The sequence below is a fragment of the Mycobacterium sp. genome, from assembly GCF_039583785.1.
Classification (GTDB): domain Bacteria; phylum Actinomycetota; class Actinomycetes; order Mycobacteriales; family Mycobacteriaceae; genus Mycobacterium.
Genome location: NZ_JAVKSG010000011.1, coordinates 14337 through 38640 on the forward strand (window position 1 = coordinate 14337; position 24304 = coordinate 38640).

The following is a 24304-nucleotide window of genomic DNA, read 5'->3' on the forward strand; positions in this document are numbered from 1 at the left end:
CTTGTGCGATGGGACGGCCAAAGCCCCGGGCGGACGAAGTCGCGCTGCCCGGATTGGAGCGCAATCGGCTTCGTCCGGAGCGTCCGCACGCCGCAGTTCGAGGGTTGTGCAGGTCGGCGCTGAACAAGGTTCCGCACGCCACCGCGTTACCGCTCCAGTGCGCCGTCAACGGCTATCGTAGTTGCTCGCATCTGGAATTGAACTGCGGCAACGACACCGACCCCTACCAACGTGCGGAAGGCCGCTACGCGTTGATGCCGGGCATCATCGGCGCGCTCGCAGAATCGGGCACGCCACTGTCGATCCTCACCAAGCGGCGGGACTTACCACTGATCGTCGACGCCGCAGCGCAGGTGCCCGTTGGGGTCGCGGTGTCGCTCGCCGTCGCCGACCCTGAACTGCACAAGCAGCTGGGGCCGGGTACGCCCAGCTGATCGCCAGGCGCGGGTTGGTGGCACGTCGCACCGGGTCGAGCCGGTGCCGCCCCGGCGCCGTGCCGAAACCGTTCAGCCGAGGCTGTGCTGAGCTAGTTCAGGTCGGGTGCGTGGTAGGTGTCGCACTGAGTGGGGTCGCCGGTCTGATAGCCGACGGTGAACCAGTGCTGACGCTGCTCCGAGGAGCCGTGTGTCCACGACTCAGGATTGATCCGTCCGGTGGCGGCCTTCTGGATGCGGTCGTCGCCGACCGATGACGCAGCCGACAGCGCGTCGGCGATATCCTTGTCGCTCAGCGGTTTCAGGAACGGAACACCGGTGCTTTCCTGCTTGGTCGTGGAGGCGTAGTGGGCCCATACGCCGGCGTAGCAGTCGGCCTGCAACTCGGTGCGCACGCCGTTGCCGTTGGCGCCCTGCGCGCCTTGCTGGGCACGGCCGAGCGAGCCCTGCAGATCCTGCACGTGGTGCCCGAACTCATGGGCAACCACGTACTCCTGCGCCAATGGCCCACCACTTGAACCGAATTGGGTGCGCAGCACGTCGAAAAAGCCGGTATCGAAGTAGGCGGTCTGATCGACCGGGCAGTAGAACGGTCCTACCTCGGTGGTGGCCGCGCCACAGCCGGTGTTGACCTGACCGCTGAACAACCGGACCCGCGGGCGCGTGTAACCGCGCATCAGCTGCTTCCACACTGCATCGACCGAGTTGCCGGTGGCGACTACCCGGCACTGCACGTACTGGTTGGCATCGGCTCCGGTTTTGCACTTGCTCAGGTCGAATCCCGGGGCCACGTTCTGGCTGGCGCTCGGCGCGGGCAGCTGGGTGGCCACTTTGCCAGGGTCAACCCCGAGCAGCAGCGCGACCACGATGAACAACAACCCGCCCAGTCCGCCGCCGATGGCGATTCGCCGCCCTCCGCCGCCTCCGGATGACGCCGTCGTACTGGTGTCGATCTGCATGCCCTCGTTGAAGGTCATCGCATTCTCCGTCGCGGTTTACGGCAGGTGGCTGGCCCGGCGATAGCAGCTTTGCACACTACGATTCAGGCGTGCCCGCGGTTGCCGAAGTTCCCGCTATCGCGCACTCGACGCTCGGTGGTCTTCGGGGCGTTGCCGAAGGCGGCGTCGCCGACCCTCGCGCACGGATTGACTTATGGGGTCGACCTGCTGCCGCGACATCCGATCGAGGCTGCGCAGACAGGTCCGTATTGATTGTGTTATCAACTATCTTGATCCGGTTAGTTAGACTTCGCTGGCTAGGGCGGGTTCGACACGGTAGTTTCACGGACTAGCTAGCTAGGAGAAGTCGCTGTCCCGCGGCGTTCAGAGGGGGTTTTCGTGTCTCGAGGTTCCAGCGAGTGTCTGTCGGTTCATCCGGCGGCGGTGACGTCCGCATGAACCTGCCGTGCATGTACTTGTCCAGGCCTGCGGTCGTTATTCCCGATGCCGCTCTCGACAACGAGGCGGTGTTGGCGCGCGTACGAGAATCCTTCCGCGGGAATGAATCTGAATGGGATTCGATCATGCAGGGCATTCAGTACGTGTTGGGCCGCTGTAACACCAAGGTCCGTTACGTCGACCCGGACCAGACGCTCTCGCCCGGCGAGTTCGCGTCGCGCGCGGCGACCACCTGCCTCTTCGAGAACGGCGTCGAGGCGTCCGAGGTCGATCTTTTGGTTTACGGGGGAATTGCCCGGGAGAACTTCGAGCCTGCGACCGCCGCCGAGGTCGCCGGGCGCCTCGGGGCGACGCCACTTCATGCGTTCGACGTGACCTGCGCCTGCGCCGGGCTGGTCGAGGCCATCCACGTGGTCGCCGGTTACTTCGCGCTGCATCCCGAGATCAAGACCGCACTGGTGTGCGCCGGTGAATTGTGGCGCGACCGCGTCAGCTACGACATCCAGACGCTCGACGATGTCGCGAACTACGCCGCCGGCCTCACCCTGGGCAATGCCGCTGCGGCATTCCTGATCACACGCGAGTCGCTGGCAGCGGGTGGTGCGCGACTGCTGGGCTTCCGGCACAAGACGCTGGCCGAGCACTACGACCTGTGTTCGGCACCGGTCGACGGGCCCTTCATGTCCCGCTCGAAAGAGATTTTCGCGCTCGCGGTTCATGTGCCCGGGGAGGTCCAGCGGCTGCTCGCGGACGCCGGTTGGGCACCCCAAGATGTCGACCACTACGTCTTCCACCAGCCCAGTCAGGCGATCCTGGAGCGTGTCTTCGACGGAATCGGCGCGCGGCCCGAAGCATGCGTACACACCCACTCGATCTACGGGAATACCGCCAGCACCTCGTGGGCGGTCGCGCTCAACCACCGCCTGAAGCACGGCACCATCAACCACGGCGACAAGCTCGTGATCGTCAGCGCTGCGTCCGGGTTCACGATCGCCTGCGCTTCGGCCGTGTGGGAGCGCTAGATGGGGCGTTATCTGCGTGTCTACAAGGTGATCGGCCAAACGTTCGGGTTGTGGTTCCGGCCTCTGGGCGCGTTCCTGCTTTTGCAAGTGCGCCAACTGATTTCGGCAACCACGCTCGGCCTAGACCAGGTGTTCTATCCGGGTCATCGCAAGCAGGTGATCGACCGGCCCATTTTCATCATCGGTAACCCACGTAGTGGCACGACGTTTTTGCACAGGCTGCTGCTGGGCGCCGGTGACATGGCCGCCCTCGAGTTGTGGGAGATGCTGTTTCCCGCGATCACCGCGCGCAAACTGCTCGGCGGCATCGTGCCCAGGTTGGACAAGCTCTCACCGGCTCGGTATCACCCGTCTGACGTGCATGACACCAGCCTGCGGGGCATCGAGACCGACGATGTGGCGTGGTTCTTCCGGACCATGGACGGCCCGTTCGCGTGGGCGTACTTCCTTGCCTGGCAAGACACGTGGGGAAGTGAGCTGTCGCGGCGCGAATTCGCGATCGATGGCGTGACGCCGGCTGAGGAAGAGCGTTTCTTCGGCTACTACGAGGCCTGCTGGCGCCGCAACCTGACGCTCAAGGGCGCCAGCCGGGTGCTGGCCAAGACCAGCATGCTGACGATGCGCCTCGATGCGGTGTTGCGGCGTTACCCGGACTGCAGGCTCGTCTACGTCATCCGCGACCCGGTCGAGGTCATCCCGTCGGGAATGTCGTTGCTGGCCAGCGTGCTCGAGAACGGCTATGACGTGTGGAACCGCACCGCGAAAGAAGACCAGCACAGGTGGGTGGAGAATCTCTACCGGGCTTCCTGTGACATGCTGCGCTGTTTTTACGACGCTCATGCAGCGGGCCGGATCCCGGAGCGCAACCTGTGCATCGTGCGCTACCAGGATCTGATCAACGACCTCGAACCGACCATGGCGCGGATCCTCGACTTCGTCGAGATCAAGCCGTCGGAGGAATTCGTCGAAGAGGTGCGCGCGCAAGCCGAGCGGCAGCGCAATTACACCAGCACGCATGGACATTCGCCCGCGCAGTTCGGCCTGACCCCCGAACGGATCCGGGCAGACCTCGGGTTCGTCTACGAAGCATTCGGGCTCTCCGAGGCGGCCGGATGATGGTCTCTGCGTCGTCGCGCGCAAATCGAACCCCCCTCTGAAAGTTGAGAAGCCATGGGTAAGCATTCGTTGCACAAATCTGACGGTTCCCTGGGTTCGAATGGAGGTGTCTCGATGCACCGCCGTCGGGTTACCCGCGCTCTGGGCGCGGCAGCAGGTGGCCTGCTCGGCGTCGCGTTTCTCCCGGCGGCCGTCGCGTTCGCCGATAGCTACGAGATCATTCCTGATCCGTCGTCCACCGAAACGCTCACCGGGGTATACGGATTGGAGAACACCGTTCCTCCGGCCGAGACCGGCAGCATTCAGGGAACCCAGGAATTCGAGGTCTACGACACCACCACCCGACAGGTGGTCGGGACCTTCGATGCCGACGAGTCGAATTCGATAGACATCAGCGGTGACACCAACACCGAACTGCTCGTCACCCACGATCTCTCAGGCACCGTCGGCACCGCCGCCGGGGACGTTCCGGCGGACAACTCGATCATCGACTCCTACACCTATGCCGGTGATCAATTCGGGTACGTGTACTCAGACCTGCCCTCGACGACCGCCACGGAGACCTTGACGACGGCGGGCTACGGGGACTTCCCCGTATCCAGCAGCTATGACGCCATCGCGTCCGAATCGGACACTGCGGTTCCGCCGATCTCGCTTTCCGGCGGCGACGTCATCGTTCCTACCGGTGCGGAAACGTTCAAAGCGGTGAGCGGGGCTGCGCCGTATGACACCGACATTCAGGGCAGCCAGGTATTCGACGTCGACAACAGTGCCGGCACGGTGATCGGGACCTTCACCGGCGACGTGACGACCACGACCGATGCCGCCGGTACGAACACCGAGGCGATCCTCGTCACCGGCGATGGATCATCGGGCACGGTAGGCACCGCCGCCGGGGACATCCCGGCGGTCGGATCGGTCATCGACAGCATCGACTACGACGGTGGCCCCACCCCGGACATTTACTCCGACCTCGTCTCGCCGACCGGCGGCCCGAACGTGATCTCGGCCACCGACGTGACCCTCTTCGGGGACATCAGCGTTCCCGCCAGCCTCGACGCAGTCGCCGCCGAATCGGATACCGCCACGATCCCGTTCGACGGCGGCGATATCACTCCCACCGGCGCCGAAACCTTCACCGGCATCAACGGGCTTCCGCCGGCGGACGTCGCCATTCAGGGCACTCAGGAATTCGACGTCAACGACAGTGCCGGCAGCGGGACCTTCGATGCGGACGTGACCACCACCAGCACAAGTGTCTACGACGAGACCACCGAGACACTTCTGGTCACCAGCGCTACCGGAGATGCTCCGGCCGCCGGCTCGATGATCGACGTCGCCAACTACGGTTACGGCTTCGAGACCGTGTACTCCGACCTCGTCTCGCCGACCGGTTCCAGCGTGATCACCGACACCATCGTGACGCCCTTCGGGGACTTCGCCCTTCCCACCACTTTCGACGCAGCCTCGGGTCTGACAGCCGACACGATCGCGTTGTTCTAAGACGCCGCCGCTAGTCGTCGTGGGGCGCGGTGACTACCCGGGGCCGTCGCTGGCTGCGGCCAGCAGCGGTACCAGGATGTCGCTGATCGGCGTCTCGATCCCGTGGATGCGCGCCTTGCGGATGATCACACCGTTGCGGACGTCCCACTCCTGCGGGCGGCCGGCCTCGCGGTCGGCCAGCATCGACGTGCCCATGTCGGCAGGGGCCTGCCGGAACATCTGCACTGTCCCGGCGGCGATGTCGTCGGCCAGCTGCGCACCCTCGGCACGGGCGACCTCGAGGCATTCCGCCGCGTACCGGGTTGCGAGTTCGGCCAGATCGTCGCGACGGAACATGCCGGACCGCCGTCCGGTCAGCACCATCAGGCCGGCGACCGCGTTGACCAGTAGCTTGCGCCACGCGGCGGTGACGAAGTCGGGGTCGCAGTCGGCGGTGCCGCCGGCTGCGCGCCACAGGTCGCCGACGGTGGTCGCGGCGGGCCCGGTCGGCAGCGTCAGTCGGGCGTCGGTGCGCAGTCGCACCCAGCCGTCCGGCTGAGTCTCGGCCGAAAACCAGACGATGCCGGGAATGACGTTCGACGACGGACCCAGCGGCTGCACCTGCTCGACCTGTTCGACGCCGTTTTGCAGGACGACGACGATGGTGTTCTCGTCGCACAATCGAGTCAGCCAGCGCGCTGCGTCGGCGTTCTGGGTGGCTTTGACCGCCAGCAGGACGACCCCGACCGGGCCCGTGACCGCTGCGGGGTCGGTACAGACCGGACCCGGCACGGTGATCGGATCGGCGCCATCGGGGCGTAGCTCGATCTGCGAACGCGGGGACCTCCCGCAGACCAACACCGAATGGCCGGCGGCAGACACGTATGCGGCGACCGTCGTGCCGACGGCGCCGGGGCCGACAACTGCTACATCTACCTTGACATCCATGGTTATCCCTGAAATTACCCGCCTCTAGACTGGGCTGTCGTTCCCACCGTTGACGAGGAGTATTTGTGCTGCGCAGTCATGCCGCCGGTTCGTTGCGAGCCACCGACGCCGGGCAACCGGTGACGCTGGCCGGCTGGGTCGCGCGTCGGCGCGACCACGGCGGGGTGATCTTCATCGACCTGCGCGACGCCAGCGGCGTATCCCAGGTGGTGTTCCGCGCCGACGACGTGCTGGCCCAGGCCCATCGGCTGCGCGCCGAGTTCTGCGTGGCCGTCGAGGGCGTCGTGGAGATCCGGCCGGAGGGCAACGCCAACGCCGAGATCGCCACCGGCGAGATCGAGGTCAACGCGACGTCGCTGACCGTGCTGGGGGAGTGCGCGCCGCTTCCGTTCCAGCTCGACGAGCCCGCCGGTGAGGAAGTCCGGCTGCGGTACCGCTATCTGGATCTGCGCCGCGAGGGCCCGGGCAACGCAATTCGGTTGCGTTCCAAGGTCAATGCCGCCGCTCGTGGCGTGCTGGCCGCGCAGGGTTTCGTCGAGATCGAGACGCCGACCATGACGCGTTCGACGCCGGAAGGCGCGCGCGACTTCCTGGTGCCGGCCCGGCTGCAGCCCGGTTCCTTCTACGCCCTGCCGCAGAGCCCGCAGCTGTTCAAGCAGCTGCTGATGGTCGCCGGGATGGAGCGGTACTACCAGATCGCCCGCTGCTATCGCGACGAGGATTTCCGCGCCGACCGTCAGCCGGAATTCACCCAGCTCGACCTGGAGATGAGCTTCGTCGAGTCCGACGACGTCATCGCCACCGCCGAACAGGTGCTCAAAGCCGTGTGGGCGCTGATCGGCTACGACCTACCCACCCCGGTGCCCCGGATCAGCTACGCCGAGGCAATGCGACGCTTCGGCACGGACCGCCCGGACCTGCGGTTCGGGGTCGAACTCGTCGAGTGCACAGAGTTTTTCTCCAACACCACTTTCCGGGTGTTCCAGGCGCCCTATGTGGGCGCGGTGGTGATGTCCGGCGGGGCGTCGCAGCCGCGCCGCACGCTGGATGGGTGGCAGGAGTTTGCGAAGCAGCGCGGTCACAAGGGCTTGGCCTATGTGCTGGTCGGCGACGACGGCACGCTTGCCGGGCCGGTCGCCAAAAACCTGTCCGACGCCGAACGCGAAGGTCTGGCCGCGCACGTCGGCGCGCAACCCGGTGACTGCATCTTCTTCGCGGCCGGGCCGGCGAAAGCGTCGCGCGCGCTGCTGGGCGCCGCTCGTGACGAGATCGCGAAGCGGCTCGACCTGATCAACCCGGACGCCTGGGCGTTCACCTGGGTCGTCGACTTCCCGCTGTTCGAGCCGGCAGACGACGCCACTGCCGCCGGCGATGTCGCGCTGGGCAGCGGCGCATGGACCGCGGTGCACCACGCGTTCACCTCGCCCCAGCCCGAATCCGAGGCGACCTTCGACAGCGATCCGGGCAACGCGGTCGCGGATGCCTACGACATCGTCTGCAACGGCAACGAGATCGGTGGCGGCTCGATTCGTATCCACCGCCGCGACGTGCAGGAACGGGTGTTCGCGATGATGGGCATCACTGCCGCCGAGGCGCAGGAGAAGTTCGGATTCCTGTTGGACGCGTTCACCTTTGGTGCACCACCGCACGGCGGCATCGCGTTCGGCTGGGACCGGATCGTCCAGCTGCTGTCCGGCGCGGAATCCATTCGCGAGGTGATCGCGTTCCCGAAGTCCGGCGGCGGCGTCGACCCGCTGACCGATGCCCCGGCGCCGATCACGGCCCAGCAGCGCAAGGAATCGGGGATCGACGTCAAGCCCGAGGAAGCTCGCGCCCGCGCTGCGGCTGCGCCCGCCAAACAGACACCAGGGCAGTGATTGTACGGTCACCCACGACCGTAGGTTCTGTTTCGCGCGACCAGCCCCGCGCAGCCATCGCGGGTGATATCGCTTCTCGAACTCCAGTCGGGCAGTTAGCCCCGCCTGATAGTTAGCCCGTCAACCGACCCCTCGAAGCTCACGGTTACGGGGCTATCACGCCACCTATCACGGGGCGGTCACGTCGCCCGCGACCGGCCCTAGTGCGGGACCAGCGACCACAGCGTCGACAGCGTGCCGCGCATTGGGTGCAAGAAGATGTTCACGATCTGGATCGGGAACAACTGGCCGTTACCGCCGCACTTGGGCCACGCGCCGGGGCCTTGGGTGGCCAGCACCCGATTCGCCACCGCGATCTGCTGTTCGCGCGACGCCATCGCCGGGTCGCCGATGCCGCCGTTGGCGGCCCAGGTAGACGGTTTGAACTGCAGTCCTCCGTAGAACCCGTTGCCGGTGTTCGCATGCCAGTTGCCACCCGACTCGCACTGCGCCACGGCGTCCCAGTTCATGCCGTCTGCGTAGGCCACGCCGGTGGTCGGATTGACCAGCAGCGTCATGCCCACGACGACCAACAGGGCTATCACCAGGTGCCTGCACATCGTGCTCAGTAGCCCACCTAAATGAATCATTTACCAGGTCTAACAAGTGGGTGTGAAAGGAGTCAATGAGTGGGGCTTTAGTAATCAATGAGATTCAAGTTTAAGAACGTGTTTTGCGTTGCTAGTGTTAACTCGAGTTAATTAGTGAGCTTATTGGTGCATTTTAATACCTATGAGCTATATGAGCAGCAAGTTATCTTGTCGTGATGGAGTAAATTAGAGTGACTTGTGATGCTTCTGTTACTAAAGTGACAGAAGGTGCGCTGCGGGAGGCCATCACGTGATGCCGAGAAACTCCTGGACCAGGCGTTTCGGGGCTGTTCCGGCCAGGCCTCGACAATGAGCTCCCGCAGCCCCCGCAGATCGATCGCCGCCAGACGTGCGGCGACCGCTCCTTGGTGAGTGGCAGCTCTTCGACGACGCTGGCGACGTCGTCCCAGGTGGCCACGACCCACTGTGCTCCCGCGGTACAGAACAGCGGGGCACATCAGGCTGCGCCGCTGCGCGGGCACCTGGGCGTCACTAGTGTTGCAGCGTGACATCGCCGAGCCAGGCCAGCGATCCAGGGCAGGCACCGGATCGGCACCCGTCGGGCCCGGGAGTCCGTTACCGGATCACCCACCGCACCGAATATCGGTACTCGGACGTGGTGACGAGTTCGTACGGTCGCGGTTTCCTCACCCCGCGAGACCTGCCGCGGCAACGCTGCCTGTTCCACGAGTTGCGGATCTCGCCGACGCCGTCGGACAGCTCGACGAGTCCGGACACCTACGGAAACATCAGTTCGTATTTCCATGTCACCGAGCCACATCAGACGCTGACCGTAACCAGTTCGTCCATCGTCGAGGTCTATCCCTCGCCGCCGGAGCGCTGGGGTGGCGGGCCGGCGCTGGACCCGTGGGAGCTCGCCCGCCCGGTGGGCGTGCGAGGCGCACTGGCATGCGAGTTCGCGCTCGACCTGAACCCGCCCGAGATCACCGACGAGGTCCGCGAATATGCGGCGCCGAGTTTTGATCCGCAGCGACCGCTGGGCGAGGTGTTGGGCGACCTCACGTCGCGGATCTACACCGACTTCACCTACCGCTCGGGTTCGACCACGGTATCGACTGGGGTCAACGAGGTTCTAACGGCGCGGGAAGGGGTATGTCAGGACTTCGCGCGGCTGGCGATCGCCTGCTTGCGCGCCAACGGTTTGGCGGCCAGCTACGTTTCCGGCTATCTGGCCACCGACCCGCCCCCCGGGAAGGACCGCATGATCGGCATCGACGCGACGCACGCCTGGGCGGCGGTGTGGACGCCGCAGCCGCCCGGCCAATTCGAATGGCTAGGATTGGATCCCACCAACAATCAGATGGTCGACGAGCGCTACGTCATCGTCGGTCGGGGTCGCGACTACGCCGACGTGCCGCCGTTGCGCGGCATCATATACACCAATTCCAAGAACAGCGTGATTGACGTCTCAGTCGACGTCGCGCCCTACGAAGGTGACGAGTTGTATGCGTGATTTCCACTGCCCCAACTGCGGTCAGCGGCTGACGTTCGAGAATTCGGCATGTCTGGCGTGCGGCAGTGCCCTGGGGTTCTCGCTCGACGAGATGGCACTGCTGGTGGTCACCACCGGCGACGACGCCGGCCGCGCCGGCTTCGTCAGCGCCAGCGAGTACGAGCTGTGCGCGAATCGCAATCTGGCGGAATGCAATTGGCTTGTTCCGATTCGCGCACCGACGTACTTGTGTAGCTCGTGTGTGCTGACCAGTGAACGGCCCAACGACGCGGACACCGCTGGGCTGGCCGAGTTCGCCCGGGCCGAGGCGGCCAAGCGCAGACTCGTCGCCGAATTGCACGAGTTGAAGTTGCCGATCATTGGGCGCGAACAAGATCCGGACTACGGACTGGCTTTCCGGCTGCTGTCCAGCGCGCATGAGCGGGTGACCACTGGGCACGAGAACGGCGTCATCACGCTGGATTTGGCCGAAGGCGACGATGTGCACCGCGAGCAGTTGCGGGTCGAGATGGACGAGCCGTACCGCACCCTGCTGGGGCACTTCCGGCACGAGGTCGGGCACTACTACTACTACCGGCTGATCACGCCGTCCGCCGAGTTCGCCGCGCGATTCAACGAGCTGTTCGGCGATGCCGATGCCGACTATCAGGCGGCGCTGGACCGGCATTACGGCGAAGGCGTGCCCGCGGGCTGGGAGCAGAATTACGTGTCGTCGTACGCGACGATGCATCCGGCCGAAGACTGGGCCGAGACGTTCGCGCACTACCTGCACATCCGCGACACGCTGGATACGGCGGCGTGGTCAGGCTTCGCGCCGGCGACGGCGACCTTCGATCGGCCGGTGCTGGGACCCAGCGCATTCATGACGATCATCGACATGTGGCTGCCGGTGTCGTGGTCGCTGAACATGGTGAACAGGTCGATGGGTCACGACGACCTGTATCCTTTCGTGCTGCCGATCAAGGTTCTGGAGAAGATGAAGTTCATCCACAACGTCATCGACGAGGTGACCGCCGCATCGGGGAGACGCGACCCGCTCAGCGCATCAGCACGGTGGTGATCACGGCATCGTCCGCCGTTCGTCGCCACCCCACAACGGTTGCGTGTCGCCCGGCAAGGCCAGTTGGGTCGCCGCGATGACCTCGGCCAACTCGCGCAACGCGGCATGGGTTGCGGTGAGCAGTCCGGCCAGCCGTTCGCGGCGTCCGTTCGCGGACACCGCTTCGAGCTCGGCGGGATGCGAGCGCCGCAACAAGGTGCCGATCTCGGCGACCATCCGCTGCGGGCGTGAGGATCCCGACGGGCCGGGCAGGTCGCCGAGATCGGTGCGCAGCCGTTCCAGTTGGTATACCAGCGACCGTGGGTTCGTCGAATCGAACAACATCAGCGCGGCCAGCGCGGCCACGCTGACCTGGCCGGCCGTGCGGCGGCGATAGATCACCGCGGATTCCGTTGCAATCAGCGTTGATTCGATCACGGTCCGTTCCGCGGCCGGGGCCAGGACGGTGGTCAACGTGGCATTCAGCAGGGCGGTGAGGCCCAGGCCCCGTTCGATGCGCTTGCCGATGTCCATCATCGTCCAGCCGACGTCCTGCACCATCGACTCGCTTGCAACGCCGGCCAGGGTCAGCATGCCGACCAGAGTCTGTGACTGCGCCGTCTCTAACATGGCGTCGCCCTCGGCCAACGAGTCCGGCGGCTCGGCGGTGTGCGCCAGCGCCCGCTCGACACCGGCCAGCACCGCCCAGGTGTCGCTGGACAACTGGTCACGAACTGCCCTGGCGGCCAACGCCAGTCGATCCACCGACTGCGCCAGGGCGCCGGGCCGATCGCGGTCCATGGTCAGCGACCATAGGGTCGACGGCGCGATGGCGATCGTCTCGGCTTGATCCTCGGTCCCCGGGTCGGTTCCGGTGATGCGGCCCAGCGCAGCCATCAGGACGGGCACACACTGGCTTTCGGAAATCTCTTGGCGGTGCCGGAATTCGTAGTAACGCCGCCTGGCGGCGATCAGCAACCGGGCCATGTTCTCGGCGCGCTCGCCGTAGCGTCCCATCCAGAACAGGTCCGACAGCACGCGCGGCGAACTGACACCCAACGTGCCCGCGCCTGTCTTTGTGGAAGTTTCCGGGGCCGGCAGGGTGACCGCTTCGGTTCGCGACCTGTCAGTGGGCGCAACCCAGACATCCTTTGCGGCAATGGTTTCCAACGTATACGCCGCCGGGCCCTGGGCCAGCACGTAGCCGAGACCGCCCAGCATCGGCGCGTACCCGCCACGTTGAGCAACCGTGAACAGGCGCATACCCACTCCGCCCGCCGAGAGTTGGTTGTCGTTGCTGGTCGGGGCGGAAGAAAACTGCGGTAGTTCTTGACCGACCCATTGCCACGGCATCGCGGTGATCGCGGCAGCCAGATCGGCGAGCCGTTCGGACGAAAGCGCCGGGCCGACAAGCGTTTGCCCGCCGATGGTAGGCCTGATCAACAGTGTCGACAGGTTGGCCAGCAGATGCGAGCGTTCGTTGTCGATGCCACCCCAGTAGCTCGGCGCGCTGGGCAGCAGCGGTGCTTCGCCGAGCAGGCGGGTCGCCAACTGGGGCAGGAAGCGTTGCAGCCCAGCACTTTCCAGGATTCCACTGCCGACCGTGTTCACGACGGTCACCGTCCCGCGATGCTGCGCCTCCAGCAGCCCGGCCACCCCCAGCCGGGAGTCGGCGCGCAGATCGAGGGGGTCGGTGTAGGTGGCATCGACGCGGCGGAATAGCACGTCGACGCGTTTGAGTGTGCCCAGCGAGCGCATCCACAATTTCCCATCGCGAACTACCAGGTCCGCGCTCTCCACTAGCGGGAAGCCGAGCAATGTCGCGAGATACGCGTGGTCGAAGGAGGTTTCGGAGTAGATACCCGGACTGAAGATGACGACCACAGGGTCCTGCACGCCATCGGGCGCCGCGTCGATCAGTGCCAGTCGCAACGCTTGAGCGAACGGTGTCGTGGGACGTGGTCCGACCTTCTCGTACAGGTCGGGCAGCGCTTGCGCGAGCACCCGTCGATCGGCGAGCGCGTATCCCGCGCCGGACGGCGCCTGGGTCCAGTCGGCATTCACTCCAAAGCTGCCGTCGGCGAGTCGGCTGACGTCGCAGGCGTGCATGAAGAGCTGGTGGTGGCCCGGCACTTCGATTCCGTTGGCGGCGCGCACATATCCCGGATGTGCGAACAGCAACTCCGGGGGCAGTACGCCTTCGGTCAGCGAGCGCCGGTTACCGTACACGTCCGCCAGCACGGCATTGAGCACTCGGGACCGTTGCACCAGCCCGGCCTCGAGCACCTCCCAATCGGGGGCCGATACCACCAGCGGTAGCGGGTCGATGCGCCACGCTCGCGGCTCACCGTGCCCGCTTGCGGGATCGACAACGGTGTGCGTGATGTCGTCGTTGTTCACCAGTTGTCGTACTGCGGAGCTGAGCCGACTCAGGCCCGCTTTTCCACGGTCACCGACCGCGTCGGCGAGGTCGGCCCAAGCCGGGCGCACACTGCCGGTGTCGTCGAGGAACTCGTCGTAACCGATCACCGGCCCTTGCAGGGATGGCGGGCGCAGGTCGAACAGCGTGTCCTGAGCCCGCGCGGTGCGATACCCGGCGAGCAGCCGGTCGACGTCGGTGCGGTGGTGAAACGCTGCCGAGTCGCTTGGGTGTACTGCCATATCTGTCGAAGCCATTACCGCAGAACGGTACGCACGCGCCGCAGATCGAGGATGCCCGGCGCGCCGACGTCTGTGGAAATTCGGGCCTGCATCTCTCGAATGCCGGAGAGCGTGAGTTTGCCCGGGGTGAACCCGGTGGCCTCGAAGCGCCGTGCGCGCCGTGACTCTGCTTCTACGGCATTGACGGGCGGCTCGTCGTACGCGCGTCCGCCGGGGTGGACGATGTGGTAGGTGCAGCCGCCGCGCGACGTCGAGGTGGTGAGGTCGATGAGCTCGAATTGCAGCGGGCCGTCGACTGTGATGCTGGGGTGCAGGGCGCTGGGCGGTTGCCAGGCCCGAAAACGTACGCCGCCTACGTGCACGTCGGGATTGTCGGTGGCCAGCAGTGGGACCGGATAGCCGTTGCAGGTCACCAGATGACGGTGACGGTCGGCGCCGATAATGCGCACCTGGAGACGTTCGACCGAGGAGTCGACGTAGCGGGCGGTTCCGGTCGCCGTGGCCTCTTCGCCGAGCGTGTTCCACGGCTCGATGGCGCCGCGCAGTTCGATCTCGACGCCGTCGAATACCGCGGTGCCGATACGCGGGAAGCGGAACTCGGTGAATGGGTCCAGCCAACTGTTCTGGAAGGCGATGCCGTGCGCACGCAAGTCCGCGGCGACCTCGGCGATGTCATGGATCAGGAAGTGCGGCAACAAGTATCGACCATGCAGATTGGCGCCGTGCCGGATCAGCGGCGTCCGCAGCGGCTCGTCGGTGAACCAGGCCACCAACGAGCGCACCAGCAGCGACTGCACCATCGCCATCCGCAGGTGCGGTGGCATCTCGAAGCCGCGCAATTCCAGCAGGCCCAGCCTGCCGCGCATGCTGTACGGGTTGTAGAGCTTGTCGATGCAGAACTCGGCGCGATGAGTATTTCCGGTGATGTCGGTGAGCAGATGCCGCAGTGCCCGGTCGATGATCCAGGGCCTGGGCGTGCCGGGCCCGGGAGCCGAAGCGAGCCGGTCGATTTCGGCGAACGCGATCTCCAGCTCGTAGAGCGCCTCGGCCCGTCCCTCGTCGACCCGCGGCGCCTGCGACGTGGTGCCGACGAACCGACCGGCAAACAGGTAGGACAGCGACGGATGCCGCTGCCAATACGTGAGCAGCGACACCAGCAGATCCGGGCGGCGCAGCAGGGGAGAGTCTTTCGGGGTGACGCCACCCAACGTGATGTGATTGCCGCCGCCGGTGCCGCCGTGACTGCCGTCGACGCCGAACGACTCCGTCGAAAGGCGAGCCAGTCGGGCCTGTTCGTAGAGGGTTTCGAGCTGTCTGGTCTGCTCGGCGAAGCTGGCGGTGGGCGCGACGTTGACCTCGATGACGCCCGGGTCGGGGGTGATGGTGGTCGAGGACAGTCGCGGATCGGCCGGTGGTTCATAGCCCTCGATCACCACTGGGCAGCCGACCTTCTTGGCCGCGGCGTGAATTCGGGCGATCAAGTCAACGAAATGATCCAGCGTCCCGGTGGGCGGCAGGAATATGTAGAGCAAGCCGTCGCGGACCTCGGCGACCATTGCGGTGGTCGGCGCGCTCTCGTCGTCATCGACCAGTGCTTCGGTGCCCGCCGGGCTCAGATTGTCGCCGGCGGTGGTCGGATCGGTGTCGAAGGACGGCCGCGGCGGCTTCCAACTGATCGCGTCCAGCGGCAGTCGCAGGCCCGCCGGCGAATCGCCGTCGACCAGCACGATGCGGCCGCGGCGCAGCCGCCAGTTGGCGCTGGCCCAGCCCAGCTCATCGTCGCGGCGGTGCAGCGGAAGTACGAACGCCGTTGGAGTGGCCGTCGATTCGTCGAGGCGCGCCAGTAGCTCGGCTCGGGCTGCGGGAGTGTCGCGACCGGTCTCCGGGTCCAAGTCGGCACTGGGTTCCACCGGGTCGCCCTGCGGTAGACGGGCTTTGGCCGCCAGCTTGGACAGGGCATCCTCGTACGCCGGGCGCACCTGTGAAGGGGGCAGGCCCAGGCCGTCGGCGACGGCGGACAGCAGGTTCTGGGCCGTGGTGATGTCCGCGGCCGGGCCGGTCTCAGTGGTGCTCCAGGGGTCGGCCAGCAGTGTCGCATCGGGCCACAGCGGCTGGCCGTCGGTACGCCAGTACAGACCAATCTGCCAGCGGGGCAACGGTTCACCGGGATACCACCGGCCCTGGCCGCGGTGAATCAGACCCTGCGGCGCCCACTGCGCTTTCAGGCGGGCAGCCAGGTCGGAGGCGCGCTGACGCTTGTGCGGGCCGTCGGCGGAGGTGGTCCACTCGTCGTCGACCTGGTTGTCGATCGACACGAAGGTGGGTTCGCCGCCGACGGTGAGCCGGACGTCACCGGCTTCAAGGCGCTCGTCGACGCCGCGGGCGACGTCGGTGATGGTTGCCCAGGCCTCGTCGCTATAGGGGAGGGTGATCCGCGGATCCTCGTGGATGCGGATGACGGTGTTGGAGAACTCCAGCGTCGACTCGCACGGCTCGATGCCACCGGTGATCGGGGCCGCGCTGGCCGGGCTCGGGGTGGCGGCCAGCGGGATGTGGCCCTCGCCGGCGAACAGACCCGACGTCGGGTCCAGACCGACCCAGCCCGCGCCGGGTATGAAAACCTCGGCCCAGGCGTGTAGATCGGTGAAATCGGCGGTCGGTCCCGACGGCCCGTCGAGTGCCGTGACGTCGGAGGTCAATTGGACCAGGTAGCCGGAGACGAATCGGGCGGCCAAGCCCATCTGGCGCGCGACCGACACCAGTAGCCAGGCGAAGTCGCGACACGAGCCCACCCTGGTCCGCAACGTCAAATCCGGTGTCTGCACGCCATGTTCCATGCGCACGCTGTAGTTGAGGTCGGCGTTGATCCGCCTGTTGAGCGCGACCAGGAAGTTGATCGTCCGGGTGCCGGGCGGTACCGCGAACGTGCGTACCCACTCTCGCACCAGCTCGCCGGGACCCGATCCGGCGCCGTCCTCGTCGACCGGCTGCAGGTAGGGCTTGAGCTCGTCGGCCAACGGCTCCGGGTAGCTGAAGCCGGCAGCCGGCCAGGTCTCGGCCCAGTCCTCGATGAAGAAGTCGAAGGGGTTGATCACCTTCAGGTCGGCGATCAGCCCGACGGTGATGCTCAGCCGGTTGGTCGGATTCGGGAAAGTCAGCCGGTAGACGAAGTTGCCCACCGCGTCCTGCTGCCAGTTGACGAAGTGATCGGCCGGCTCGACCTGCAGCGAATACGCCTCGATCTGCGTGCGTGAGTGGGGTGCCGGGCGCAGCCGCACAACATGCGGGAAAACTCGGACCGGTCGGTCAAATGTGTAGCTGGTGCGGTGCTCCAGCGCCACTTTGATGGTCATAACCCGAAATCTCATCACACCCGCCATCAGGTTGCAGCCCAGCAACGCCCGACATTGGCGGAGTGGCGTAACCGAGATTGGCCGCCAATCCTTCCTAGGATCGCTCGGGTGGATGATCGTTACGGCTCGGACATACTCGCGCACGACCCACACCATGCGCGCCAGCCCCGGTCGACTGACCTGCCCATAGAACTCGGTTTGGTGGTCGAAGACGCGCAGACCGGCTACGTGGGCGAGGTGGTGGGTTTCGAATACGGACGGATGCAGCTCGAGGACCGGCACGGCCGCCGTAAGCCGTTCCCGGTGGGCCCCGGATATCTCGTCGACGGCAAACCGGTGATTCTGATCGCCCCCCGCGGTCCGGTACCCAATGCCGCGGCCCGGACGGCGTCGGGCTCGGTGGCGGTGGCCGGAGCGCGCGCCCGCGTGGCCCGGACCGGCCGGATCTACGTGGAAGGCCGCCACGACGCCGAGCTCGTCGAGCAGGTCTGGGGTGCGGACCTACGCATCGAGGGTGTGGTGGTCGAATACCTCGGCGGTGTCGACGATCTCGTCGGCATCGTCGCGCAGTTCCGCCCGGGCCCGCAGCGACGACTGGGCGTGCTGGTCGACCACCTGGTGGCCGGCTCGAAGGAATCGCGGCTGGCCGAAGCGGTGCAGCGCAGCCCGGCCGGCGCGCACACGCTGGTCGTCGGCCACCCATTCGTCGATATCTGGCAGGCCGTCAAACCCGGCCGGCTCGGACTGTCGGAATGGCCGGTGATCCCACGCGGAACCGAGTGGAAGCACGGCATCTGCCAGGCCCTCGGCTGGCCGCACAACGATCAGGCCGACATCGCCGCGGCGTGGCGCCGCATCCGCGGACGGGTGCGCGACTGGACCGATCTGGACGCCACGCTGATCGGCCGGGTGGAAGAGCTGATCGACTTTGTCACCCAGCCCTGACGCCCCCGGCGCGCCTACGGCGTGAGCGGCGCGACCGGGCCTCCGGAGAGCCGGCGGTAGGTGTACACCTGGATCAGCAGCGCCACCGGGCCGGTCGCCAAAAGGCCGACACCGCACGCGAGCAGACCGACCACGACCAGCAGGGCCTGCACCAGGAACGAGATCAGTGTGTCGCCGATATGCGACCGGACGGTGCTCATGCTTGCCTTGAGCGCATCGATCGGCGGTAGCGCGCGGTCGGTCGCGAACGCGATGGTGAACAGCGCGAAGAAGGCGAACGCGACGATCGCCACGAGCGACAGCAGCGCGAACAAAAGGCCCAGCAGCGAGATCAAATTCAGGACGGCGCTGATCACGCTGAGCAGGGCGCCGGCCAAAACCACGTTGCCGAAGTTGCGCGGCTTGAAGAACGAGCCCACCGTGACCGGTCTGCCGTCGGCGAGATCGAGCCCGCCGGACAGGAACGCGGCCTGCACGAAGATGCCGAACACAAACGACACGATCAACAGCACGAGCGTCCCGCCCGCGCCCAGGGGCGCTGCGAATGAGGCGCCGTAGTCGTCGTCTGGCGCAGTGTTGGCTGTGGCGCCGCCGAGGATCACGAAAACCAGGCCGTGGACCACCAGGCCGATCACGCCATAGACCAACGCCGCCAACACCAGCGGCCCGAGGTTCTTGCCGAACTTGTTCCACGCCCAGTTGAAGGCATCACCGATGTTGAACTGCGCACCGGCGCCGGGCGGGTAGCCGGGAACGCCCGGGTAGCCGGGCGGCGGGCCGTAACCCGGTGGCGGGTAGCCGGGCGGTGGGCCGTAACCCGGTGGCGGGTAGCCGGGCGGTGGGCCGTAACCCGGCGGCGGGTAGCCGTAACCCGGTTGCGGCGGCGGACCGTAGCCGGGAGGTGGCGGTGGGGGCGCGCCGTACCCCGGCGGTGGTCCGTAGCCGGGTGGCGGCGAATATTCACCCGGGTTCGGGTTACCTCCGTACGGCTCGTTGGGGTAGCCGGGGTGCTCCGGAGGTTGGCTCATTCCCCGCTCCTGCCTCGTCGTCGGAAGGTGTCCAGGCGTGCGCTTTGGCGAACTTAGCAAGTAATCGTCGGCGGCGCTGAGACCTCACGCCGGGCGCTTACGTGTCGTGCCGACGTGGTATGCCTGACTCCGTGCCTGACGGTCTGTTCGACGTCCCCGACGAGGACAGCATCGGCGCGCCTGCGCGCGGTGGTTCGGCATCCGCACCTCTGGCGGTGCGGATGCGCCCGGCCAGTCTGGCGGAGGTCGTTGGGCAGGATCACCTGCTGCAACCCGGTTCGCCGCTGCGACGGCTGGTCGAGGGCTCGGGGATGGCATCGGCCATCCTCTACGGGCCACCCGGGAGCGGGAAGACGACGCTGGCTGCGCTGGTGTCGCAGGCCACCGGACGCCGGTTCGAGGCGCTGTCGGCGCTGGCGGCCGGAGTCAAGGAAGTACGCGCGGTGCTGGAGGGGGCACGCATCGCGCTCCTGCGAGGCGAACAGACCGTGCTCTTCATCGACGAGGTGCACCGGTTCTCCAAGACCCAGCAGGACGCGTTGCTGGCCGCCGTCGAGAACCGGGTCGTCCTGTTGGTCGCGGCGACCACCGAGAACCCGTCGTTTTCCGTTGTGGCGCCGCTGTTGTCGCGATCGCTGATCCTGCAACTGCACCCGCTGACCGCCGATGACGTCCGCCTGCTGGTGCAGCGCGCCATCGTCGATCCGCGTGGGCTGGCCGGCCGGGTGCAGGTGACGCCCGGGGCCGTCGACCAGCTGGTCCGGCTGGCAGCGGGGGACGCCCGACGGGCGCTGACCGCGCTGGAGGTGGCGGCCGAGGCGGGGGAGCGGGTCACGGTCGAGACCATCGAACAGTCGCTGGACAAGGCCGCGGTCCGCTATGACCGGCACGGCGATCAGCACCACGACGTGATCAGCGCCTTCATCAAGTCGGTTCGCGGGTCCGACGTCGACGCCGCACTGCACTATCTGGCCCGGATGTTGGTGGCCGGCGAGGATCCCCGCTTCATCGCGCGCCGGCTGATGATCTTGGCCAGCGAGGACATCGGGATGGCCGATCCGCTCGCCTTGCAAACGGCGGTCGCCGCGGCGCAGACCGTCGCGCTGATCGGTCTGCCCGAAGCCCAGCTGACCCTGGCGCACGCCACCACCTACCTGGCCACCGCGCCCAAATCGAATGCCGTGACCATGGCGCTGGGCGCGGCGATGGCCGACATCAAAGCGGGCAAGGCCGGGCTGGTGCCGCCGCATCTGCGTGACGGGCACTATTCGGGCGCAGCAGCGCTGGGCAACGCGCAGGGCTACAAGTATTCCCATGATGATCCGGATGGTGTTGTGCCACAACAATATCCACCCGACGAACTGGTTGGCATCGACTATTACCGGCCCACCGGCCGCGGCGTGGAGCGTGATATCGCCACCCGGCTGGACCGGTTGCGGGCGATCATCCGCCGCCGGTTTGGTTAGTCACACCGGTCACTCCAGCACCGGCTGTGGGTCATGAACCTTTTGTGCAAACGAGACCACATGCGGTATCACTCGCGTTAGCCGCGGCAGTGATATCGCCGGTGCACTCAAAACGAAAAGAGGAAATACCGCTCCTGGCAGAGACGGGTGTGACTCATGAGGTTTCTGCGCTGACGTGCTCCAGCCGGGCGGCGAGCGACCGCCCCGCATCCAGCACGTGCCGCTCGGCGATGTCGCGGGCTTTGTCGGAGTCGCGATCGGCCAGCGCGGCCACCAGCGCGCGATGCTCCTCAAGTGCGTGGTGCTCGTGTTCGGGGAACATCGCGAAGAAGTTGGACGGCACCACCCGCACGGCATGTCGAATCTGCGCCATCAACCGTCGCGAATGAGCGGCGCGATGGATCTCGCGGTGGAAGCGCCAGTTTGCGTCGACGGCGGCCGCACCGGTGTGGGTCTCGAATTCGGTTGCCAGTGAGTGCAGTTGATCGATCCCGTTGTCGTCGACCCGTTCGGCGGCCCACGCTGCCGCTTGGCCGGCCAGGACGCCGAGGATGGTAAAGCTGTCCAGCACGTCCTGCGGGCTGATGCCGATCACGGTGACCCCGCTGCGCGGCGCCACCCGCACCAACCCGTCGTAGGACAACTCCAGCAAGGCCTCGCGGACCGGGGTGCGGCTGGTGGCGAATTCTTTGGTGATCGCGTCGAGGTCGAGGCGGGTGCCGGCGGGCAGCGCACCGGTCAGGATCCGGTCGCGTAATTCGCGCGCCGCACGCTCGCGGACCGTGCCGCCGATATCCACACTGTCACTGAAAGCCATGTGAAGACCTTAGGTCGATCGGACGTCTGACACTTGAAATCTAATATATCAGATGTTAGACATCACCTATGACCTCGAAACGACAGATGGCACTCGTCGCCTTCATGCAAGCGGGCAGCACGTCGGTGTACGCCGGTTCGTGGCGTCACCCCGCCACCGAGCACGGCTACCTCGATGCGTCCTACTACGCCAAGATCGGGCAGCAACTCGAGCAGGGCTGCTTCGACCTGATGTTCTTCGACGACCGCCTCGCCATGCCCGGCATCTACGGCGGCTCGGTCGCCGACGCCGTCAAGTACGGCGCCCGGCCGGTGAAGCTGGACCTCTCCATCGTGTTGGGTGTCCTCGCGCAGGCGACGTCGCACATCGGCCTGGGCGCTACCGGCTCCACCACCTACTACCCGCCGTTTCACATCGCCCGGACCTTCGCCACGCTCGACCACCTGTCCCGAGGCCGGGCGGCGTGGAACATCGTCACTTCGGTCAACGACGGCGAGGCGCAAAACTTCGGCCTGGAAACACATTTGGGCCACGACGCCCGCTACGACCGGGCCGAGGAATTCCTCGAGGCCACCGTCGGACTATGGGACACCTGGGAAGACGACGCGATCCTGCACGATCGTCTCAACGGTATCTACGCCGACCCGGACAAGGTCCACGAACTCAATCACGCCGGTGAGTTCTTCTCGGTGCGCGGGCCGCTCACCGTGCCGCGAACCCCGCAGGGGCGGCCGGTGCTGATCCAGGCCGGCTCGTCGGGTCGTGGGCGCGAATTCGCCTCGCGTTGGGCTGATTTGATCTTCACCGGCGACCCGGGCATCGAGGTCGCCCGCAGCCACTACGCCGACCAGAAGGAGCGGATCGGTGCCGCGAGCCGCGACCCCGACTCGGTCAAGCTCTGCCCGATGGCCTACGCCGTGGTCGGCGAGAGCGAAGACCACGCCACCGAACGCGAACAGGTGTTCCTCAACGACCTGGTACACCCGATGGCGTCGCTGACCTTATTGTCGGAGCTGATGAACTACGACTTCGCCACACACGACCTCGACGACCCGATCACCGACGAGCTGATCGACAGCGTGTCGGGAATCCGCGGTCTGGTGCAGAACCTGCGCGCTCACATCGGCGACACGATCACCCTGCGCGACTTGGCCGGCCACCGCGCCACCCTGCTACAGGGCCCGCGTTTCGTCGGCACCGGCACGCAGGTCGCCGATCAGATGGAGGAGTGGTTCCATGGCGGTGCCTGCGACGGGTTCGTCTTGGCCGCAACGCATTTGCCGGGCGCATTCGAAGACGTGGTGCGGATGGTGATCCCGGAACTGCAGCACCGCGGGCTGTTCCGCGACTCCTACACCGGCTCGACGTTGCGCGATCACCTCGGGCTGCAACGGCCGGCCTGGGCGCCCGTCGGAGCATAATGCTCGAAGGCATCCGGGTTCTCGACGTCGCGACGCTGGCCGCCGCGCCACTGGCCGCCACCTATCTGGGCGAGTTCGGCGCCGACGTCATCAAGATCGAGCAACCCGACGGCGGCGACCCGATCCGCACCTGGGGCAACCAGGTCGACGGTGTCGGGCTGATGTGGAAGTCGTTGTCGCGCAACAAAAGATCGATCACCCTCAACCTGCGGATGCCCGAAGGCCAGGCGTTGCTGCGGCAACTTGTCGAACACGCCGACGTGGTGATCGTCAACACCCGGCCGGCGACCCTGCGCAGGTGGGGGCTGCACTACGAGGCGTTGCGCGCCGTCAACGACAAGATCGTGATGCTGCACATCACCGGCTACGGGCTGTCCGGGCCCAAGAGTGAGCGGCCCGGCTTCGGCACGCTCGGCGAGGCGATGAGCGGGTTCGCCAACATCACCGGCGAGGAGAACGGGCCACCGACGTTGCCGCCGTTCATGCTTGCCGACGGGGTGGCCTCGCTCAACGCCGCCTACGCGGTGATGATGGCGCTGTATCACCGCGACGTGCACGGCGCACCCGGGCAGCTCATCGACATCAACCTGGTCGACCCGCTGGCCCGACTGCTGGAGCAGACGCTGCTGGGCTACGACCAACTCGGCCTGGTGCCGACCAGGGCAGGTAACCGCTGGGACATCTCGGCGCCGCGCAACACCTACCGCACCGCCGACGACCGCTGGCTGGCGATGTCGGGCAGCTCACCGGCGTTGGCGCTGAGGGTGTTTCACGCGATCGGCCGCGCGGACCTGGTCGACGACGCCGACTTTTCCGACCCGCAACGCCGGCTGGCGCGGGCCCGCGAGGTGGATCAGGTGGTCGCCGACTGGGTGGCCACCAAGACGCTGGATGAGGCGATGGCAATCTTCGACGCCGCCGAGGTGGCCGCCGCGCCGGTGTACGACATCACCGATCTGGTCGCCGACGAGCAGCTTGTACACCGCGAGGTCTTTGTCAAAGTCGCCGACGACGAACTCGGCGCGATGACCGTGCAGTCGCCGGTGCCGCGGTTCTCCGGTGCGACCGGTCGGGTGGGCCATCTGGGCCCGCGGATCGGTGCGAACAATGCCGAGGTGTACGGCCAACTACTTGGCCTGGGCGACAACGATATCGACGCGTTGCATGCCCGGGGTGTGCTGTGAAAGGAGTACCT

17 protein-coding genes and 1 pseudogene are annotated in these 24304 nt (G+C 66.5%); 11 read left to right on the forward strand and 7 right to left on the reverse strand.

Going from position 1 to position 24304, the window contains the following annotated elements:
• Positions 1–3 precede the first annotated feature (3 nt).
• Positions 4–428, forward strand: a pseudogene (locus ABDV69_RS06325) (radical SAM protein); the annotation flags it as partial.
• 98 nt (positions 429–526) lie between these two features.
• Here the strand turns inward: ABDV69_RS06325 and ABDV69_RS06330 are convergent.
• Positions 527–1411, reverse strand: a complete 885-nt coding sequence (locus ABDV69_RS06330; RefSeq protein WP_343572653.1) for a neutral zinc metallopeptidase — start codon at positions 1409–1411, stop codon at positions 527–529.
• Positions 1412–1791: 380 nt separating this feature from the next.
• On the opposite strand from ABDV69_RS06330, the gene ABDV69_RS06335 reads away from it, so the two are divergent.
• The 3 genes from ABDV69_RS06335 to ABDV69_RS06345 all read left to right on the forward strand — a co-directional run bounded on the left by ABDV69_RS06335 (position 1792) and on the right by ABDV69_RS06345 (position 5472).
• Positions 1792–2853, forward strand: coding sequence for a 3-oxoacyl-[acyl-carrier-protein] synthase III C-terminal domain-containing protein (locus ABDV69_RS06335; RefSeq protein ID WP_343572654.1), 1062 nt, complete (start codon positions 1792–1794; stop codon positions 2851–2853).
• Complete coding sequence (locus ABDV69_RS06340) at positions 2854–3969, forward strand: sulfotransferase (protein WP_343572656.1); 1116 nt, start codon at positions 2854–2856, stop codon at positions 3967–3969.
• Between the two features lie 114 nt (positions 3970–4083).
• Complete coding sequence (locus ABDV69_RS06345) at positions 4084–5472, forward strand: hypothetical protein (RefSeq protein ID WP_343572658.1); 1389 nt, start codon at positions 4084–4086, stop codon at positions 5470–5472.
• Between the two features lie 33 nt (positions 5473–5505).
• Here the strand turns inward: ABDV69_RS06345 and ABDV69_RS06350 are convergent, their stop codons facing one another.
• Positions 5506–6399 carry an oxidoreductase gene (locus tag ABDV69_RS06350; RefSeq protein ID WP_343572659.1) on the reverse strand — a complete coding sequence of 298 codons (894 nt, stop codon included), beginning with the start codon at positions 6397–6399 and terminating at the stop codon, positions 5506–5508.
• Positions 6400–6464: 65 nt separating this feature from the next.
• Between ABDV69_RS06350 and aspS the strand changes: the two genes are divergently transcribed.
• Positions 6465–8276, forward strand: coding sequence for an aspartate--tRNA ligase (gene aspS / locus ABDV69_RS06355; protein ID WP_343572660.1), 1812 nt, complete (start codon positions 6465–6467; stop codon positions 8274–8276).
• 200 nt (positions 8277–8476) lie between these two features.
• Here aspS and ABDV69_RS06360 read toward each other — a convergent pair whose 3' ends face one another.
• A complete protein-coding gene (locus ABDV69_RS06360; RefSeq protein WP_343572723.1) occupies positions 8477–8833 on the reverse strand; it encodes a transglycosylase family protein in 357 nt (118 codons plus the stop codon).
• A 655-nt stretch (positions 8834–9488) separates the two neighbouring features.
• Here ABDV69_RS06360 and ABDV69_RS06365 point away from each other — a divergent pair.
• Complete coding sequence (locus tag ABDV69_RS06365) at positions 9489–10379, forward strand: transglutaminase family protein (protein WP_343572725.1); 891 nt, start codon at positions 9489–9491, stop codon at positions 10377–10379.
• Positions 10372–11439, forward strand: a complete 1068-nt coding sequence (locus ABDV69_RS06370) for a putative zinc-binding metallopeptidase (RefSeq protein WP_343572661.1) — start codon at positions 10372–10374, stop codon at positions 11437–11439. Before ABDV69_RS06365 ends, ABDV69_RS06370 begins: the two co-directional genes overlap by 8 nt.
• Here the strand turns inward: ABDV69_RS06370 and ABDV69_RS06375 are convergent, their stop codons facing one another.
• Together ABDV69_RS06375 and ABDV69_RS06380 are read right to left on the reverse strand one after the other, a co-directional pair.
• On the reverse strand, positions 11440–14094 hold the full coding sequence (locus tag ABDV69_RS06375) for a circularly permuted type 2 ATP-grasp protein (RefSeq protein ID WP_343572662.1): 2655 nt from the start codon (positions 14092–14094) through the stop codon (positions 11440–11442).
• Complete coding sequence (locus tag ABDV69_RS06380) at positions 14094–17432, reverse strand: transglutaminase family protein (protein ID WP_343572664.1); 3339 nt, start codon at positions 17430–17432, stop codon at positions 14094–14096. The genes ABDV69_RS06375 and ABDV69_RS06380 overlap by 1 nt, the downstream gene beginning before the upstream one ends.
• Before the next feature lie 108 nt (positions 17433–17540).
• Between ABDV69_RS06380 and ABDV69_RS06385 the strand changes: the two genes are divergently transcribed.
• Positions 17541–18377 carry a DUF3097 domain-containing protein gene (locus ABDV69_RS06385; protein WP_343572666.1) on the forward strand — a complete coding sequence of 279 codons (837 nt, stop codon included), beginning with the start codon at positions 17541–17543 and terminating at the stop codon, positions 18375–18377.
• 14 nt (positions 18378–18391) lie between these two features.
• Here ABDV69_RS06385 and ABDV69_RS06390 read toward each other — a convergent pair whose 3' ends face one another.
• Positions 18392–19405 (reverse strand): hypothetical protein, encoded by a 1014-nt coding sequence (locus ABDV69_RS06390; protein WP_343572668.1) that lies wholly within the window; start codon positions 19403–19405, stop codon positions 18392–18394.
• Positions 19406–19524: 119 nt separating this feature from the next.
• Between ABDV69_RS06390 and ABDV69_RS06395 the strand changes: the two genes are divergently transcribed.
• Positions 19525–20871, forward strand: coding sequence for a replication-associated recombination protein A (locus ABDV69_RS06395; RefSeq protein ID WP_343572670.1), 1347 nt, complete (start codon positions 19525–19527; stop codon positions 20869–20871).
• Between the two features lie 154 nt (positions 20872–21025).
• Here ABDV69_RS06395 and ABDV69_RS06400 read toward each other — a convergent pair whose 3' ends face one another.
• Positions 21026–21688 (reverse strand): GntR family transcriptional regulator, encoded by a 663-nt coding sequence (locus ABDV69_RS06400; RefSeq protein WP_343572672.1) that lies wholly within the window; start codon positions 21686–21688, stop codon positions 21026–21028.
• A gap of 68 nt (positions 21689–21756) precedes the next feature.
• Between ABDV69_RS06400 and ABDV69_RS06405 the strand changes: the two genes are divergently transcribed.
• Together ABDV69_RS06405 and ABDV69_RS06410 are read left to right on the forward strand one after the other, a co-directional pair.
• Entirely contained in the window at positions 21757–23109 is a 1353-nt protein-coding gene (locus ABDV69_RS06405) for an LLM class flavin-dependent oxidoreductase (RefSeq protein ID WP_343572674.1), read from the forward strand.
• Entirely contained in the window at positions 23109–24293 is a 1185-nt protein-coding gene (locus ABDV69_RS06410; RefSeq protein WP_343572676.1) for a CoA transferase, read from the forward strand. The genes ABDV69_RS06405 and ABDV69_RS06410 overlap by 1 nt, the downstream gene beginning before the upstream one ends.
• Positions 24294–24304: the final 11 nt, after the last annotated feature.